The organism is Lysinibacillus sp. GW823-FHT02G10, from assembly GCF_058797135.1.
In genome coordinates this window covers 30,060-47,797 of the sequence record NZ_JBXAJI010000005.1, presented here as the reverse complement: position 1 = coordinate 47,797, position 17,738 = coordinate 30,060, and the positions used below count along the sequence as shown (strand labels likewise).

The 17,738-nt window shown below is 38.1% G+C and carries 18 protein-coding genes; 13 read left to right on the top strand and 5 right to left on the bottom strand.

The features are described from left to right. Positions 1–4 precede the first annotated feature (4 nt). The 10 genes from spoIID to AC1RFD_RS15800 all read left to right on the top strand — a co-directional run bounded on the left by spoIID (position 5) and on the right by AC1RFD_RS15800 (position 6,904). Positions 5–943 (top strand): stage II sporulation protein D, encoded by a 939-nt coding sequence (spoIID, locus tag AC1RFD_RS15845; RefSeq protein ID WP_048395630.1) that lies wholly within the window; start codon positions 5–7, stop codon positions 941–943. A gap of 37 nt (positions 944–980) precedes the next feature. Continuing rightward, a complete protein-coding gene (locus AC1RFD_RS15840; protein WP_048395635.1) occupies positions 981–1,658 on the top strand; it encodes a M23 family metallopeptidase in 678 nt (225 codons plus the stop codon). Between the two features lie 156 nt (positions 1,659–1,814). Continuing rightward, positions 1,815–2,075, top strand: a complete 261-nt coding sequence (locus AC1RFD_RS15835) for a sporulation transcriptional regulator SpoIIID (protein WP_004269485.1) — start codon at positions 1,815–1,817, stop codon at positions 2,073–2,075. A 209-nt stretch (positions 2,076–2,284) separates the two neighbouring features. Next, positions 2,285–3,280, top strand: a complete 996-nt coding sequence (locus AC1RFD_RS15830; RefSeq protein WP_004269486.1) for a rod shape-determining protein — start codon at positions 2,285–2,287, stop codon at positions 3,278–3,280. A 21-nt stretch (positions 3,281–3,301) separates the two neighbouring features. After that, positions 3,302–4,135, top strand: a complete 834-nt coding sequence (locus tag AC1RFD_RS15825; RefSeq protein ID WP_054548717.1) for a flagellar hook-basal body protein — start codon at positions 3,302–3,304, stop codon at positions 4,133–4,135. Positions 4,136–4,159: 24 nt separating this feature from the next. Continuing rightward, positions 4,160–4,999 carry a flagellar hook-basal body protein gene (locus AC1RFD_RS15820; RefSeq protein WP_048395638.1) on the top strand — a complete coding sequence of 280 codons (840 nt, stop codon included), beginning with the start codon at positions 4,160–4,162 and terminating at the stop codon, positions 4,997–4,999. A gap of 47 nt (positions 5,000–5,046) precedes the next feature. Next, positions 5,047–5,337 carry a DNA-directed RNA polymerase subunit beta gene (locus AC1RFD_RS15815; RefSeq protein ID WP_004269489.1) on the top strand — a complete coding sequence of 97 codons (291 nt, stop codon included), beginning with the start codon at positions 5,047–5,049 and terminating at the stop codon, positions 5,335–5,337. 57 nt (positions 5,338–5,394) lie between these two features. Beyond that, positions 5,395–5,838, top strand: a complete 444-nt coding sequence (gene fabZ, locus AC1RFD_RS15810; protein WP_016991806.1) for a 3-hydroxyacyl-ACP dehydratase FabZ — start codon at positions 5,395–5,397, stop codon at positions 5,836–5,838. A gap of 147 nt (positions 5,839–5,985) precedes the next feature. Beyond that, positions 5,986–6,369, top strand: coding sequence for a hypothetical protein (locus tag AC1RFD_RS15805; RefSeq protein ID WP_048395640.1), 384 nt, complete (start codon positions 5,986–5,988; stop codon positions 6,367–6,369). A gap of 109 nt (positions 6,370–6,478) precedes the next feature. After that, positions 6,479–6,904, top strand: coding sequence for a hypothetical protein (locus AC1RFD_RS15800; RefSeq protein ID WP_048395642.1), 426 nt, complete (start codon positions 6,479–6,481; stop codon positions 6,902–6,904). A 405-nt stretch (positions 6,905–7,309) separates the two neighbouring features. Here AC1RFD_RS15800 and AC1RFD_RS15795 read toward each other — a convergent pair whose 3' ends face one another. Continuing rightward, positions 7,310–7,735 carry a YwpF family protein gene (locus AC1RFD_RS15795; protein WP_048395644.1) on the bottom strand — a complete coding sequence of 142 codons (426 nt, stop codon included), beginning with the start codon at positions 7,733–7,735 and terminating at the stop codon, positions 7,310–7,312. A gap of 297 nt (positions 7,736–8,032) precedes the next feature. Between AC1RFD_RS15795 and AC1RFD_RS15790 the strand changes: the two genes are divergently transcribed. Further along, positions 8,033–8,431, top strand: coding sequence for a single-stranded DNA-binding protein (locus tag AC1RFD_RS15790; protein ID WP_066036933.1), 399 nt, complete (start codon positions 8,033–8,035; stop codon positions 8,429–8,431). A 245-nt stretch (positions 8,432–8,676) separates the two neighbouring features. Here the strand turns inward: AC1RFD_RS15790 and AC1RFD_RS15785 are convergent, their stop codons facing one another. Both AC1RFD_RS15785 and AC1RFD_RS15780 read right to left on the bottom strand, forming a co-directional pair. Then, positions 8,677–11,439, bottom strand: coding sequence for a DEAD/DEAH box helicase (locus AC1RFD_RS15785; RefSeq protein ID WP_492475070.1), 2,763 nt, complete (start codon positions 11,437–11,439; stop codon positions 8,677–8,679). Continuing rightward, positions 11,436–13,010: a hypothetical protein gene (locus AC1RFD_RS15780; protein WP_016991812.1), complete on the bottom strand. Its 1,575-nt coding sequence runs from the start codon at positions 13,008–13,010 to the stop codon at positions 11,436–11,438. The genes AC1RFD_RS15785 and AC1RFD_RS15780 overlap by 4 nt, the downstream gene beginning before the upstream one ends. Positions 13,011–13,214: 204 nt before the next feature. On the opposite strand from AC1RFD_RS15780, the gene AC1RFD_RS15775 reads away from it, so the two are divergent. Then, a complete protein-coding gene (locus AC1RFD_RS15775; RefSeq protein WP_066036931.1) occupies positions 13,215–13,691 on the top strand; it encodes an IDEAL domain-containing protein in 477 nt (158 codons plus the stop codon). A gap of 172 nt (positions 13,692–13,863) precedes the next feature. Beyond that, positions 13,864–14,694: a flagellin N-terminal helical domain-containing protein gene (locus AC1RFD_RS15770; RefSeq protein ID WP_066036930.1), complete on the top strand. Its 831-nt coding sequence runs from the start codon at positions 13,864–13,866 to the stop codon at positions 14,692–14,694. Between the two features lie 40 nt (positions 14,695–14,734). Here AC1RFD_RS15770 and csaB read toward each other — a convergent pair whose 3' ends face one another. Both csaB and AC1RFD_RS15760 read right to left on the bottom strand, forming a co-directional pair. Continuing rightward, the gene (csaB, locus tag AC1RFD_RS15765) at positions 14,735–15,814 is read right to left on the bottom strand and encodes a polysaccharide pyruvyl transferase CsaB (RefSeq protein WP_066036929.1); all 1,080 of its coding nucleotides are present in this window, start codon (positions 15,812–15,814) and stop codon (positions 14,735–14,737) included. Beyond that, entirely contained in the window at positions 15,814–17,727 is a 1,914-nt protein-coding gene (locus AC1RFD_RS15760; protein WP_492475069.1) for a DUF5693 family protein, read from the bottom strand. Before AC1RFD_RS15760 ends, csaB begins: the two co-directional genes overlap by 1 nt. Positions 17,728–17,738 lie beyond the last annotated feature (11 nt).

Below are 17,738 nucleotides of genomic sequence, written 5' to 3'. Positions count from 1 at the left end.
CCTTATGAAAAAATGGATGATTAGTATAGGTGTCATTTGCTTGATTGGGGCATTATATATGCTTCCTATAGTAGGGTTTAGTGAAAGACAAGAGGCTATCATACCTCAAACTAGTGATAAGAATGCTTGTGAAATATTTATAGAAGTGGAGGGGCAAGAAGAAAAAATCCCTTTGGAAACGTATATTACAGGAGTAGTTGCTGCAGAAATGCCCGTTTCTTTTAAAAAAGAAGCATTGAAGGCACAAGCTATTGCAGCACGCACCTATGCGTTGAAAACGACAAATTACGGAAAAATTGCGATCGCCCCAACTGTGGCAAAGCAAGTCTTCTATGATGAAGAACAAAGAAAGGCGAATTGGGCTAGCAATTTCCTGGGAAATGAAAAGAAAATTGTCGAAGCTATCAATGAAACACAAGGACAAGTTATTCTTTATAATAATGAATTGATTACAGCCATGTTTCATTCAACAAGCAATGGTAAAACAGAAAGTGCTTATGGATATGGTGGAAATGATATTCCATATTTGCAAAGTGTTGCAAGTATATCTGATCAAACATCTCCTAAGTTTGAGGCTGAGCAAGAATGGACTTTAGCTCAATGGAATAAGCTCTGGCCTATACAATGGCAACCTAGTGATTTTAATCGTATCCAGTTATTTTATAATGATTCTGGACGAGTAGAACGTTTACAGCTAGGGAATAACGTCTGGACAGGGAGAGAGGTAAGAACGCTCCTTGGTATACCATCAACTGATTTCACAATCATCTTTAATGCCAATAAAAGAAAGGTTCAAGTGAAAACTCAAGGTTATGGGCATGGAGTGGGCATGAGTCAATATGGAGCTGAGGCAATGGCAAATGAAGGGAAAACAGCTGCCGAAATTTTACACTATTATTATCAAGATATTGAAATAAAAAAAATAGATGCATGTTTAAAATAACTTCTAGTTGTTCACACTGCAACTAGAGGTGATGAAAATGAGAGAGGATAAAAATAATAAAGCTTCTCAAAACCAAGATCCAAATCAAAAGGAAAATGGCCAATTACAAAAGAAACCGTGGTTTTGGCCAGTAGTTTACACAGGTGGTGCACTTGTTCTAGCAGGATTGTTATTTGGTTACAATAGTCTCGTATCAAAAGTAGAAGAGGCTCCTTTACCAGATTTAGCCGAAGTAGATCCAGGTCCTGTAGTGGAAACTAATGCACGAACTGAAAACATGAAGTATCCATTCAAAGAAGAGAATTTTAGTAAAGTACAAGTCTTACAAGAATTTTACGAGTTAGAGGCAAATGAAGAGTCTCGTGAAAATGCACTAATGGTATTTAATCAAACATTTACTACATCTTCAGGAATCTCTATTGCTATGAATGGTGAAGAGTTTGAAGTACTAGCTGCTATGAGTGGTAAAGTACTAGAGGTAAAACTAGACGCATTTACAGGCAATAAGATCGTGATCGAGCATCCAAATGGTATGCAGACACACTATAGCTCTGTGAAGGATATTGCTGTTAAAGAAGGCGATGAGGTTACACAAGGTCAAGCATTAGGAAAAGCGACTGACAACGAGTGGAATCAAGCGGCTGGCGTCCACATGCATTTCGAAATTCTTGAAAACGGAAAATATATCAATCCGAAAAAATTACTAGCTTTTTAATGAGAAAAGCTAGTAACGCATAAAAAGTCAGCATTTTATCAAGAAAATGCAAAACGTGTTCTGAATAGCTTTGTCCTCACATAAGGTGAAGAAATGCGCAAATGTGCATCTGATTGCCAAAGCATTTTGTGAAATTGTGTGGAAAGGACGAAGAACGTGCATGAGCACATTCGGAAGCGCTGCATACGCCTCGGTGAATTACTGATTGAGACGCGTGAGACTGTGCGTGTCCTCGCGAAAATGACTGGTTATTCAAAAAGTACGGTGCACAAGGATTTAACAGAGCGATTACCAACAATTCATGAAGGATTAGCTGACCAAGTGAAAGAAATACTCGCCTACCATAAGGCCGTACGTCATATTCGCGGAGGAGAAGCAACGAAAAACAAGTGGAAAGAAAGAGCGAGTCAAGAATGATTCGTTCTTTTTTGTTGTGTTGGACAAGCATAAGTGATGATTTTCTAAGAATAGTAATTCTATATTATAGCCGTTCACTGCCTAAAAAGAAAACAGTCTTATTCACTAAATTTAGGTGAAATTACCAATAGAATATGATAAAATATTCTAGATAAAGAGATAAAATGAACGTTATGTAGTTGGAACTGGCGGGAAGGAGAAATTATAAAATGTTTTCGAAAGATATTGGCATTGACTTAGGGACTGCGAACGTATTAATCCACGTTAAAGGGAAAGGGATCGTCCTCAATGAACCATCTGTTGTGGCGATCGATAAAAAGACAAATAAAGTATTAGCGGTTGGGGAAGAAGCCCGCCAAATGGTAGGGAGAACGCCAGGTAATATCACAGCTATTCGTCCACTAAGAGACGGAGTCATTGCAGATTTTGATGTGACAGAGGCGATGTTAAGACATTTCATCAATAAATTAAACGTAAAAGGATTTTTGGCGAAGCCACGCATATTAATTTGTTGTCCAACGAATATTACAAGTGTTGAACAAAAGGCAATTCGTGAAGCTGCTGAAAAATCCGGTGGTAAAAAAGTATATTTAGAGGAAGAGCCAAAAGTTGCAGCAATAGGTGCTGGAATGGATATTTTCCAACCAAGTGGAAATATGGTAGTCGATATCGGGGGCGGAACGACAGATATCGCAGTTCTATCAATGGGTGATATCGTAACAAGTGAATCCATTAAAGTAGCAGGCGATGTGTTTGATAACGATATTTTGCAATATATTAAAAAAGAATATAAATTGCTGATTGGAGAACGTACTGCAGAGGCAATCAAAATGACAATTGGTACAGTTTTCAAAGGTAGTCGCAATGATACAATGGATATTCGTGGCCGTGATATGGTAACAGGTTTACCACGTACAATTACAATTGAGTCTGAAGAAATTGAACGTGCACTACATGAATCAGTAGCCATGATTGTCCAGTCAGCTAAAAATGTCTTAGAAAAAACACCACCTGAACTATCAGCCGATATCATTGATCGTGGAGTGATTATAACTGGTGGTGGTGCATTATTACATGGAATGGACCAGCTATTAATAGAAGAGTTAAAGGTACCTGTTTTCATTGCAGAGAGACCTATGGATTGTGTAGCCATTGGTACAGGTATCATGCTTGAAAATATTGATCGTGTGCCAGCATCCTTATAAAAATAAAATGAGGTGATTTCTTTGTTTAAAGGATTTTATACAGTTGCAACAGGTATGATCACGCAACAAAGAAGAACAGAATTACTTACCAATAATTTATCAAATGCGAATACACCAGGATTTAAGGCAGATCAATCTACGATTCGCTCATTCCCAGATATGCTAATGTCTAGCATTGGAAAAACAAATGCTCCTGCTCACCAACAAGCCGGCGCTGAATATATGAGTCAAGTAGGAGCTTTAAATACAGGGACATATTTACAAGAAACATTGCCAAATTACATACAAGGCCAAATCTATAATACTGATTTTACAACAGATATGGCATTGATTAATGGAAACTTACCACAAAATGAAGATGGGGTTATGGGTTCAATTTTCTTCCGACTAGAGCATCCTGCTGGTGGTGAGGCTTACACACGTAATGGTAATTTCACGTTAGATGGGCAAGGCTATTTAGTTAACGGTCAAGGATTATATGTACTAAATGATGCTGGGCAACGTATCCAGCTACCAAATGATGATTTCCGATTAGATGAAAGTGGCGCTATCTTTGTAAATAATCAACAAGTAGCTCGTGTTGGTGTATCATTTGCTGCAAACCCGAGCATGCTACAAAAACAAGATAATGGTCTTATTCGTACAGAAAATGGTGAGAACTTGCCAACAGCTTATGGAGCGAATGGTGTTTCCTTTACACTACGTCAAAACTTTTTAGAAGGGTCAAACGTAGATTCTGGTCGCACAATGACAGATTTAATGACTGCCTACCGTGCATTTGAAGCAAATCAAAAAGTATTACAAGCTTATGATCGTAGCATGGAAAAGGCTGTAAATGAAATCGGAAAAATTTAATGGGCGAACAGGAGGCTTTTATCAATGCTACGTACAATGATTACAGCTACAAACACAATGGGGCAATTACAAAACAAACTGGATACCATTAGTAATAACATTGCTAACAGTAATACAACAGGCTATAAAACAAAGGAAGCATCCTTTAATGAATTACTTTATCAGCAATTTAATAATGATAAGCAGGATCGTGCAGAACGACAAACACCTGTTGGTATTCGCTATGGATCTGGCGCAATGATTGGGCAAATTAAATCCAATGAAAAGCAAGGTTCATTACAAACAACTAATCGTGATTTAGACTTAGCTTTCACAAAAGCGAAACAATATTTCAATATTTTGATGCCAGATGGTGAAAATGGAACTGAAACAGTGTATACTCGACAAGGTGACTTTTATTTATCTCCATTGAATAATGGAACAGTTATGCTTGTAACAGCAGAGGGTTATCCAGTAGCTAATGCTGCAGGACAAGCTATTACATTACCAGACACGGTTCAAAAGTTTGCTGTTCGAGATGGTGGCGTATTAGAAGCATCTTATCCAAATGGGGATATTATTCGTACGGATTTAGCTGTAACAGAATTCCAAAAGCCGCAATTAATGGAGCATGTTGCCGGTTCTTATATGGGATTACCTAATAATTTAGCTGAACTTGGCTATACGCAGGCAGAAGTTTTGACAGAGCTTGTGGGAGCCAACCGTCAGCAAATTGGCATGCAAAGTGGTACACTAGAAATGTCCAATGTTAACCTCTCGAAAGAAATGACAGAACTCATTCAAACACAACGTTCTTATCAATTCAACGCAAGAGCGGTGACATTAGCAGATCAAATGCTAGGACTTATTAATGGCATTCGATAGGAAGTTATCCAAAAACGCATAGTAAGGAATGAAGAGGAGTACAATCTATGACAAACGATTCACGTCGACGTTCTGTGCCGACACAAGAAACCGATACGCAACCGCAACCAGAAAAGAAAGAACGCCGCTCGACTGGAGAGCAACGCGAGGTTCGATGGGTGCAAATCCGACTGATTCCGATTTGGTTACGCATTGTAATTGTTCTCATTTTAGTCGTTGTTGCCGCAGCATTAGGCGCAATGTTTGGCTTTAGCGTTATTGGAGAAGGCAATGCTATGGATATTTTTAAACGAGAAACATGGCAGCATATATTTGATATTATGAATGGTAAAGAATAACATTATTCTTTACCTTACTTTGTGTATACATACTTAAATTTTTGAGGGGGAAATGACATGTTAACTGCAGAACAAATTCAAGCAATTTTACCACACCGCTATCCTTTTTTATTCGTCGATCGCATCATTGAATTAGAAGAAGGGAAACGTGCAGTAGGATTAAAAAACGTTTCAATTAACGAAGATTTTTTTAATGGGCACTTCCCAGGTTATCCAGTTATGCCAGGTGTGTTAATTGTGGAAGCTTTAGCTCAAGTAGGTGGAGTGGCTTTATTAAATGCTGAAGAATTTAAGGGTCGCTTAGCGTTTTTAACGGGTGTTGATAATTGTCGTTTCAAGCGTCAAGTCGTACCTGGCGACCAACTTAAATTGGAAGTAGAATTTGTAAAACTTCGTGGCGCAATGGGTAAAGGTCATGGTGTAGCAACTGTAGATGGAGAACTTGTATGTGAAGCCGATATTCTATTTGCAATTGGGCCTGAACAGCCTAAACAAGCTTAATTTGCATTTGTAGACCAAAAGATATAAAATAGATAAAGTCAAGTCAAAAATTGATTAGTAGGTTCTTAAATTGCGATGGTAAATAAGCGATTGTGAATTGAAATAGATGTAATTTTTAGGTTTTACAAACGTAGGAGGATTATTAAGATGTATAAGGAATTGTCTTCAGGTATTAAAATTAGCATTACTCGTTCGATTTCAACATCTTTTGAAACATACTTAGCAAGTATTGGTTGGGATGAAGAGCGCTTTTCCATGGAAGACTTCATTGCAAACTGGCAGACTTATTTTCAGGAGAATGCCGCGTGGATCGAAAAAATCCCTGCTGATACATTGATGAGCGCACAGTTTCATGAAGAAATGGCACAAAAAATCGATGAGGTTATTGCCAAAATTTTAAATGAAGAACCAACAGCACAGCAAGTCGAAACAATCGAGGCATTGCAAAAAGAGCTAGGCACAAACTATAGCTACGACTGTAAAGCAGAGGCAGCATATATTGAACAGTTATTAAAAGAAAAACAAAAATAGTTTGTACAAAAATCGGATAGTTCCCTCCTTTCTCGGGCAATCTATGTAGGATCACAAATACAGTAGATGTATTTGATGACATAGTACCCAAGAAAGGAGGTTTTTTACTATGTGGAAAATGTCATTTTTAACCATCATTCTTGCAACTGCATTCCTTGGAGGTTGTAACTGGGGAAATAATGCAGTAGAAGATCACCCTGTTCGAGAAGTCGAGAATGACGTACGTCGAGGAGTCGACGATGTCGAGGACGCATTAGATCCGAATAATCGTGACGATGCATACGATCGCAATAATGTAAATGGGAATGGTGTAGATCGAGGTACTGTTAACGATAATACAACATTACCAGAAGCAACAACACCTGGTTCAAATGCCGATATCAACAGCACAAACGGCTATGACAACACACCAAATGCAAACGGTGTAAATGGTGTTGAACGTAATGACAACATGAACGGTAACAATAATAATGATGTTGTCGACGATAAAGTAAACAACACTGAAAAATACCGTGATGGTATGAATAACCGATAACATAAAAAGAGTGTTTCCTCTGCGGAAAACACTCTTTTTTCAATTTAGAGGAAAGCAAAGCGAATACCGGTGGAAGCAGAGTAAGTACCCGCGAAAACAGAGTGAATACCAGCGGAAGGAGAGTGAATACCTGCAAGCTAAGCAAAACTCCCATCAAAAAAATTCTTCATATGCTCCAGTATATTTTCTGTAAACACGATTCTTATAGGTACAGGTATATGGAAACTGAAACTTCCGGAGCAATCGAGTAGCTACATCGTTGGAATTAATTTGAAAAAACGCTATAACTGTTTTAAAGGCTTCTTCCTTATAGCAACCACCAAATGTAACCCTCCTTTTTTAAATTGTATTGTACAAAAAAATTACTGCTTGTCCAATAAAAAAAACGATGCAAAATTCGCATCGTCAGTCATTTTTTAATTTTGGTCGCTTTTTCATATCTTGTGTAAAGCGATCCAGTAAATCCTCTAAAGAAACACCCTCAGCAAGTAGCTCGGAAAGTAATTGTTCTGCATATTTTGATCGTTTAATTTTAAGCGTACCTTTTAATAGGACTGAAACATGATTACCGATTTCTTCAACAGTATGTACGATCACCTGAAAAGGAGCGGGTTCATTATCTGGAAATGAAATAACTGCACGTACATTGAAGACTGTAGCATTTGCTAAGAGCTCATCAAAGGTTGAGCGATATTGTTTTTCCATAAACAATTCAAGTACCCAAGATTGATGGCTATTTTCCTGATTAATAATGATGCCATCGATTAAAGGGAATGGTTGCACGCCATCTTTTGTGACAAGGTCAAAGGAAAGCATTTTAAAGGTTTTCAATATGTATATTCCTCCTAAGTCTGTCATTCTTTTAGTATAACACATGAGGCAGCAGTTGTTTGTGATGCGCACTTGTGACGGTTTTTCAAAAACTGCGAAATTGCAGATTTCATGAAATAGCATTTGCCATTACAGCCTAAAGCATTCAACTAGAAAATTAACAAAAAACAGAAAAATGAAAATGCTAATTTACCTAATTTATGCACAAAAACTGAAGGAAATTAACAATATCGATTTTTGCGAATGCCGGAATCATTTTGTAAGATGAGAGCAATCAAAAACAAAGGAGGTGAATGAATGAATCAAGTCGGATTGGTTGGAAGGTTTACAAAAGACCCGGTGTTACGTTACTTATCTGGAAATCGTATGCAGACCCATTTCTCACTAGCCATTAATCGTAATTTTAAAAACAATCAAGGGGAAGTAGATACAGATTTTGTTTTCTGTACAGCTTGGGGAAGGCTTGCAGAGAATATCGTTAAATATTGCGGTAAAGGTTCATTAATCGGTGCCACTGGCCGTATTCAAACAAGGTCATTTGTAAATGAGGAAAGCACAAAGATTTTTATGACAGAGATAGTGGTTGAGGATGTCAGATTTTATCAACTTAAACAAAGAGATAGTGACGAAGCAGTTACTGAACCGCCACAGCCACCGAATGAACAGGAACACTTAAAGGATTTTGTTTTACCTTAGCAAGTAAAGTTTACATACGGGGCAAGAGAACTTTCATTGTCTGATCCGCCATTCTCCTTATATTTCTTGCACCGTAACAAACAGAAAGGAATGATGTGTAACACTATAATAAACATTGCTGAAGACCGCACAGCAATGGAATTTTCAACACAACTAAATACGAATAATGAAGTAAGTAGGGAAAAGAAGTAGCAAGTTCCACTAAAAGAGCGCCAAGAACTATTTGCTCTTGGCGCATCTCATTATTATATATCTAATGTTATTAAATCGCGGAGTTCTTGATCTTCTAACTCGGTCAACCACTGGCTTGATTGAATAAGCTCTTCGGATAATGCAGATTTCTGCACCAGCATCTTATCAATTTTTTCCTCGATCGTGCCAATTGTCACAAACTTATGGACCTGCACAAATTGTGTCTGTCCGATTCGATATGCTCGATCGGTCGCTTGGTTTTCAACAGCAGGATTCCACCAGCGATCTGCATGTAAAACATGATTAGCTGCTGTTAAATTAAGTCCTGTTCCACCAGCTTTCAAAGAAAGGATAAATATAGGGAAATCTCCTGCCTGGAAAGCCTCTACTAAGCGGTCTCGTTGCTGCTTAGGCATGGCACCAGTTAAAAATGGTGCATCCACATTATATATTTCACTAAAGCAATGTTGTAGCAATTGTCCCATTCCGATATATTGTGTAAAGATGAGACATTGCTCGCCATTGTCCACAATCTCAGCTGCCATTTGTACAATGCGCTCTAGCTTAGTCGAACGTGCAAGCATTGTTTCGGCATCCTCGAAAGATTCCTTTAAATATAAGGCAGGATGATTACATAGTTGCTTTAATTTACTGAGCATCTTTAAGACGCGACCCTTTTTTTGAAAGCCTGTTAACTGCTCCAGCTGATCAAGCGTCTCTAAAATATAGCCCTCATAAAGTGAAGCTTGCTCTGTTGTTAATGGACAATATTCATTCGATTCTAGCTTATTTGGTAAGTTAAGCTGTAAATGTGGATCTCGCTTTGTACGACGCAATAAGAATGGCTGAATTTTAGCTCGAAGCTTCTGCTTATGCGACTCTGATTCGTCTCGTTCAATAGGCAAAATAAATTCTTCATTGAAGCGACCAAAACTACCTAGATAGCCCTTATGAATGAAATCAAAAATAGCCCATAGCTCAGATAAACGATTTTCTACAGGTGTCCCAGTAAGAGCTATGTGATGGTCACCTAGCAATTTACGAATGGCTTTCGATTGTAATGTTTGCATATTTTTTATGTTTTGTGCTTCATCAAGTACTACCGTTGACCATTCGATATCCTGTAAAAATTCAGTATCCTGTGACACAGTACCATAGGTTGATAAAATGACATGTGGCTTTTCTGCTGTCACTAGCTTTTTAAACTCTTCATCCTTTGCTCGATTTGCTTGATAATGTGTATGCACAATCAGGGACGGGGCAAATCGAGCAAGTTCTTTTTGCCAGTTCCCAAGTACTGAAGTGGGACAAATAATGATGGATGGCTTTGTGTAAGTTGAAGACTCATAAATATGAAGCAAATAGGTAATCAATTGAACCGTTTTTCCAAGTCCCATATCATCAGCTAGACATGCACCGAAACCTTGTTGGCGCATAAAGACTAACCATTCAAAGCCTTCTAATTGATAAGGGCGTAAATCGGTTTGTAGGGACAATGGAATCGAGACGGCAGGTAAGCCTTTCTTCTCCAAAAGTTGCTCCATGTATGCTTTTAATGATTGTTGTATTTCCAATGCAAAGATTGGATCATCTCTCAGTGCATCATCTGCATCTTCTTCCTCAAGAGGGGCAGACAGATCTTCTGGTAACTCCCTAAATAATAATTCTCGAACAGTCCAACTTTCATCTTCTGCCTGTTGCATCAATTCACGCATTTCTTGCATCCAATTAGCATCTACTCGGAACCATTCAGTACCAATACGAATAAATTCACGTTTCTCATCCACAAGTTTTTTAAATTGCTCAGCTGAAATTGTTTGTCCGTTCATAGAAAACTGCCATTTAAACGTTAAAATATCATCTAAACCTGCTACCTTCCTTGTTGAAATATTGCTAGTTGTAACGCGTACTCGGATTTTGGATTGTTTTAAATCCTTTAGCCATGCTGGCAGTACAACATCAAAACCAAGTGCCTGCAATCTAGCAAGATCCTCCCGTAAAAAAGAGCGAACTTCTAAATCTTCCAGTGTCACACGAATAAAGATATCACTATTGATCGTATCGGTGGATAGAAGTTCTACAATTTGCTGTTGTTGCTGTGTAATTTCAGTCGCAAACATTCTCCACTTTGTAGGTAGTGCCTCTTCAATAGGTAAGGATTGTTTACGAATAGCAGGTGTCCAGTAGTTTTTCGTTGTAGCAGTGCTTAGCACCGTTTCTAATAACCATACATCGGCATCTTCTTCTGGCTCACTTAACCGTAAAGAAACGGAAACAGCTCCAGCTTGACGAGCTTGATCCAATGGCCAGCCTCCACGTAGGAAAAAGGGTAGTAACTTTGGTAAATCAGCTAGTATTAGCCCAACCTGTGAAAGCTTCTGCTGTACAGCCGTTTCCAATAATGCTGAATCGATATGATCAATAGGGAAAGTTAATGATGAAAAATCATCTGCAATCACAGCATGTGACCAAAGTGATGGCTCTTGCCAGTATGCTTGTAATGCATAAACTTTATTTAACCATTTTATACTTTCTTCATTTGCACCAATCCAATTAATGAAGGGGTGCTGGAAGCTTGTTGAAAAAATATCGAGTAATTCAGCCGTAGAAACTTCAATCGTAAAATCAGCCCGATTTGTTAATAATCCATAAACATTTGCCTCATAAGTAAAGAATAGCGAAGAAATTAATGTATCAACATCGATTGCTGTACCATTTGCAGTAAAACCCTGCAACGTAAAATATCCTTCCCGAGCTACTTCGATACGGAGCTGTTGTGTTTTGGAAAAAGGGGAAGGAGCATTTATTGTCATCATACTAAGTTTCCTTTCTCAATTTCTTCTTGTAACGCACGTAGTCGTTTATATTCTGCACGAATGGTTTGCATATATGTTTCAAAATAAGCTGCTTTACCAGCTCGCTTTGCAGCGCTACGCATACTTTTCCAAATACGCACAGCCTGTTTATAATTTAAGCGTGATTTTTGCGCAATTTCAGCCATTGCATAGACATGATATAAAGGTAAAACAGTTGCAGGTTCAACCTGTAATACATCCTTTAATCCACACATTTCTAAGTAAGAGAGGGATGATGGGTTTAGTTGATGCAGAGCTGCCCATTCCCGATAGCGACCTTTTTTAATTAAAAAACTTGAGAACGGCTGTAGTCCATACACACCAAAGGCACTATACAGCATTGCTTCCTCTTCCTCCGAAAGCTGAATCTCGTCAAATAAAAGTTGGAATTGCCTTACGTATTGGGCACGCTGAACGACTGGAACGACCTCCTGTAGAAACACTTCAGTCAAAGGTAAAATTGCTCGTAAAATGACTGCTAATGAATTTGACTCTCCAGCACGTTGAGCAAAAGTAGCTAGTTCAAACAAATCCTGCATTTGTGGTAAATCGACCTGTGCCAACTTTTCAAGCAGTAAATCCTCTTTCTGTAATAGCACATAAAATAATAATTTTAGTGATTGTAGAGAAATTTCTGCTGAAGAGTGAACAAGATTATTTATAAATGCCAATTCCTGTTCACGACGAGGCTTCTCATAAAAAAGTACTGCCCATAGTAGCATATATAGACGAAGGCGATTGGCAAAAAGCCCTTGTCTTTCTAATAAAAATTCTCTTACTAGCTCTTGGATGGCATCATAAAATGGATCTGTCGCAAATAGTCGTGATCGATTAGAAAGCTCTGTAAGAATGCTCTCAAAAGATTGCGTGCTTTGCTCGATAAAATATTTCATATAAGGTGAATCTAACGAATGTCCAGGTGTTTCATTTAAATGTCGCCATATCGAATTAAAAATGGCTAGCTCCATATAGAGCTTATAAAGAGGTTGCCATTCACGCTCAAAGGGCATATGTCGACGAAGACGCTCCAAAGCATCGGTTCTTACAGCGGAAAGCCCATAGCCTTCTAGTATGCGCCCAGGTGGTAATAATCGTTTCATCACCTCATCCACCATCATCGACCAGCTTTGCGGGCTGCGTTCATCTGCTAAAGATTTTAATTGAACAGATTTTTGTGCACGCCAAGCACTCGACCAATTTTGAACCGAATCAAAATATTGGTAGAGAGCGAGTAAAGCACCTATTTGATGTCGACACCATTTTGCTTGAGGACAGCTACAATGTAGCTCTTCCTTTGAAAAATCAATTTCAACAGAAGCGGGTCTGACATCTTGAACACTTGCATATAATATAGAACTTGCTCCATTAAATCGTTCAAAAACAATGGACTTATTCCTTACTGAAAAGACAGCACGGCGTACTAGTTCCTCATCTTCGGTAGAGGAAGGATGTAACCCTTGTTCAGCTTCTTTTAATTTAGTCAGCACAAATGTTTGATGTTCCTTAGCTAATTGCGATATAGACAATGCCATAACCTCACTCCTTTCATCATGTATGGCTATAGTTAACATTGTTAATTGTAAAAAGGAAAAAAAGACTGTCCTTCCATTATACGATTAAAATGCAGTAATGATAAGCTGAATGATCAGAAAGAAAAAAATGAGGTAAAGATAGTTAACAAGGCTTTTGATTTGTGTTAAAATCTGAATAATCAGATAACTAGGGAGGGATGAAGGATGATGCAAGTTCAATACATGAAGCCGTTTTACACAAAAGTTACTGGAGATAAATTACGTCTCGTATTTGCTTATCAATATTTCTCTATTTTAAAAGAGAATGAGATTTTCCATTTCATTCCCATAGAAGGTAAAGAGATGATCATCAACATGAAGACACAGCAGATTGAAAATTTATCTGAGGTTTTTGTTTTCCAAAAAGGAAATCGCTTTATTCGGTTACCACTTTATCAACTATTGCTTATTACTAATGTTCATGAGCATCTAGCACCAATACTTGAAAGCGCTACACCAAAGCAACAAATTCCGATGGTTTCTACTGTGACGGTTGGTGAAATCGATCAGCTTATTGCAGAGTTAGAGGAGAAAAATTTGGATCATTTGATTGATCAGGCATTACTAGAGAATAATAAAGAACTCTTTTTCGAATTGCTACAGCAAAAGAGCCATCAACTTGGGGGTTTCAAAATTGAATAGATGGAATGTCCAGTAAGCACCTACTTATCATAAATGACAAGCAGGTGCTTTTATTATGTAGTTAATCAACTATAAAATGTTAAAAAAACATAAAAAATTAGAAACGATTTCCAGTATTAAGGTCAATAGATGAGATGTTGGACCGATATAAAAACAAGAAGGTGGTGAAATCATGCTTGGTAAGTGGTCAGCGACAGGGATGGCAATCCTGAATAATATGAATCGTCATTATGGGGCGATGAGTAAAGCTATGCTACGAATTTCTTCCGGATATCGAATTAATAGTGCAGCAGACGATCCAGCAGGACTGGCGATTTCTGAAAAAATGCGTGCTCAAATTCGTGGCTTGAATATGGCAGCTAAGAATATACAGGATGGTATTTCGCTTGTGCAGACGGCAGAGGGGGCACTGAATGAGACACATGCCATGATTCAGCGTATGCGTGAGTTAGCAGTGGAGGCAGCCAATGATACATTAACAGATGATGATCGTAAAAAATTAGATTTGGAATTTCAGGAATTAAAAAAGGAAATCCAGCGCACATCAACCGATACAGAATTTAATACGAAGACATTACTTAATGGGGATTATGAAACAAATGGCATCAAGATTCAAGCAGGCGCCAATGAAGGACAGAGTATAGAATTATTTATTAATGGGATGGGGTCCGAGGCACTTGGGTTGAAGGATGCTTCTATTGCTACTCGTGAGGATGCGGAAAAAGCTATGTCTTCAATGGATGAAGCCTTAAAACGTGTTTCCAATGAGCGCTCACGTCTTGGTGCCTATCAGAACCGCTTGGAACATGCCTATAATGCTAATGTGAACACGGCAGAGAATTTACAAGCAGCAGAGTCTCGTATTCGAGATGCAGATATCGCAAAAGAGATGATGAATATGGTGAAGGCGCAAATTTTAATGCAAGCAGGTCAATATGTTTTAGCCATGCATATGCAACAGGCCCAGTCCATTTTAAAATTATTAGAAGTAGGAAAAAAATGATGAATTTCAATTAACATTGAAATTCATCATTTTTTAATGTTTATTTTGACAAAGCATCAATTGCTAATTTAGCAGTTGCAGTTGCTTCATCTTGCAATGGGATGACGGCCTGGCGCATTTTTTCTTGAACTGTTGTATAGGATTCAAGAATTGCTACAGCTTGTTCAAACAATGTTACACCATTCCAATCATCAACCTCGACATGACCGATGACAGGCTGATCAACGATATCAGCAAACGCATCAATTTTCGGATCATACGAAATGGCAATAAACGGTGTCGCATAGATTGCTGAGAAAATTAAGGAGTGCAGTCGCATACCTATTAATAGTTGAGATTGACCAATCACTGCGATTTTTTCTTCAATAGATAAATCAGCAGGAGCAATCAAGCTCTTTTCCTTCATAAGTGCTGCTACTTCCTGTGAAGTAATAAAATCATGCTCACCATGCATAGGCAGGAAAACGATTTGCTCACCCTGACGTACTAATTCATCTAGGCTGTGTGCAATTTTTTCCTTGTAGGCAACAGAGGATGGCCAATCTCGAACGCTTACAGAGATATAGCTATCGGCTGACAAAGAGACATTTTCTAGCCACTCACAATGAAAGTCATTACCGTTAAGTCCCATAACAGGATCTGGTACGATCTTTGTTTCTTTTCGCACACCGATCTCTGTTAAAAGAGCTAGAGAGGCTCTATCTCTGACTGTTATTTGTTCGACCTTATTAAAAACTGTACGAACAATAAATTTACTAAGTGGGTGATTAATCGGGCCCATACCTTGGGCGTAAACAAATACTGGCTTCTTCAACCATTTTGCGATTTGAATAACGCCCGCATAGTAAGGAATCGTTTTCATGCCTGTTTGATCCTGCATGAGACTACCGCCACCACTAATCAGTCCATCTGCTGTTTTAAGTAATTGACGAATTTCTTTCATTTTCCAACGGTTAATGGCTTTGACACCATATGTTTGCTCAGTAGCTGCTGGATTATTAGATAATACCGTGATTTCTATATCACTTTGCCACTTTTTTAAAGATTGGATAATGGACAGTAGAATGGCATCATCTCCGACATTATCAAATCCATAATAGCCAGATAAAACAACGTGCATTATGACCACCTCGCGATTGCCTTAGAAACCCAACGATAACCGATTTTGAAGATTAGGATAAACAAAAGTCCTACTACAAGACCTAGAGATACACTGTATAGTGTACGTAATACAGAAACAGCTACTGGGATGTGTAGATGAGTAAATGTATTCATGATGGATAAGAAACCGATAACACCTGGTACTAGGAGAATACTTCCCCATTTTCGATTAATCCCCATTACATAAAGCGCTAATATGAAGAATGGGAAACCAATTAAAAATTCCTTTGTTCTTGGTCGAACATACAATGTATTTTCTAGCCATTGTCTAAAGGCTAATTCCATATCACTTACAGAGCCAGAGTTACCTGTTCGGCTAATGTAAAATAATCCGACACCTGCCAACACAACGAGTAGTAGCACATGCCAATATTTTAATTCTTTATTTAACAATGTTACCGTATTTGATAAAGAGTTCTTAATGTTTTGTTCAGCTAGTCGGTTTATCTCAATCACTGTAAATAGTAAAACACCCATAATTGGAATAAGATAAACAAGCTTAACCCCTTTAAATACAGCAAAGCCTGTCATAAAGGCATTACCATTCAATAAGCCAATAACAATTACAATGCCAATAACGCTAATTGCTACTGCCTTTAAGTATTGGACCAATATGTTAGACACCTTCGTAGAACCTTGCGCTGATTTGATGACTGCATAGGTTGGTGCAAGGACTGCAATAATGAGTGCAAATGCTTGTAAAAACAGAGTACTTTTCAGGATAAAGTACGCAATTGCTAGTACAGCCATAAAGCCAGCTGCCGCGATACGAAGAGGCATCCATTTTACTAATTCAGAAATGATAAAGGTAAATAAAATACCTGCTACTAATACGGTTGCTGTGACCCAAGCTGGCACTACTACTTTATCAAATAGCTTTGGTTCACCTGCTTTGAAATGATCTGGCATTGTGTCATGCACACCATTTAAATAATCAATCGTTTCTTCTACATTTTCTTTGGCATTACCTGTTGTTTTAATATGATAGAAAATAGAGCGAATATTACGCTCTTTGACAGCTCGTGTTGTACGGTCAATACTTGCATTTAGCTTTAATTTAGTCTCTCTATTGACATTGATGCTATGCAAACGAATCATATTGTAATCCGTCATTTGAGCGATTTTACTTTCGCCTTTAAGTGGGTTACTTTCAATTGTGTAGAAGTAATAGCCAGCATCATTTAATTTTTCAACTAATTGATTGCCGTCTTCTTGTCCAAAACCAATAGCTTCATCACCCTGACCAAGTAAGCGGCCTGCTGAAGCCTCTTTTAAATCGACTAATTGATTGACCAACTTTTCATTAGCTACTTCATTATCTGCATTTTCCACCTTAAAGATGTGAGCTAGTCCATGCTTACTAATCATGTCAATAGCAGGCTGATCATAGCCAATTGGAGTTTTTAAATCAAAATTGTGGTTAGAAGCAGGAAGGAAATAGAAAGCTTCTTCTCCTATTTGTACTTCCTCTGGTTCAACGCTCTCCATGATCAGTTTTTGGTAGCTTTCGTTTTCAGGCACTCGAATATAATAGCCGCTATTAGTGATATCAACAGCATCTTTATAAGGTGTAAACAATAATTGTGCTGCTAACTCACTTTCTTTATAAACAGTAATTAAGTTTTGCTTTTCCATTTCCTTTAATGTTAAGGGCTCTAGACTCACAGTATTCAGCCCAGCATCCTTTAAGGAAGAAAGAATTTCATCCATTGTTAGGTCGCTATTTTTTTCTGCGGTTTGTATTTCATCATAGGGAATAACAATCTCATAAGCATCATTCGATTGCTCCGCATTCCACCTCTTCATAATACCTGTAGAGGAAACGACGAGTAAAAGAACAATGATTCCCCAAAGCCATTTCTGTTTTGACATAAGTGTCCTAC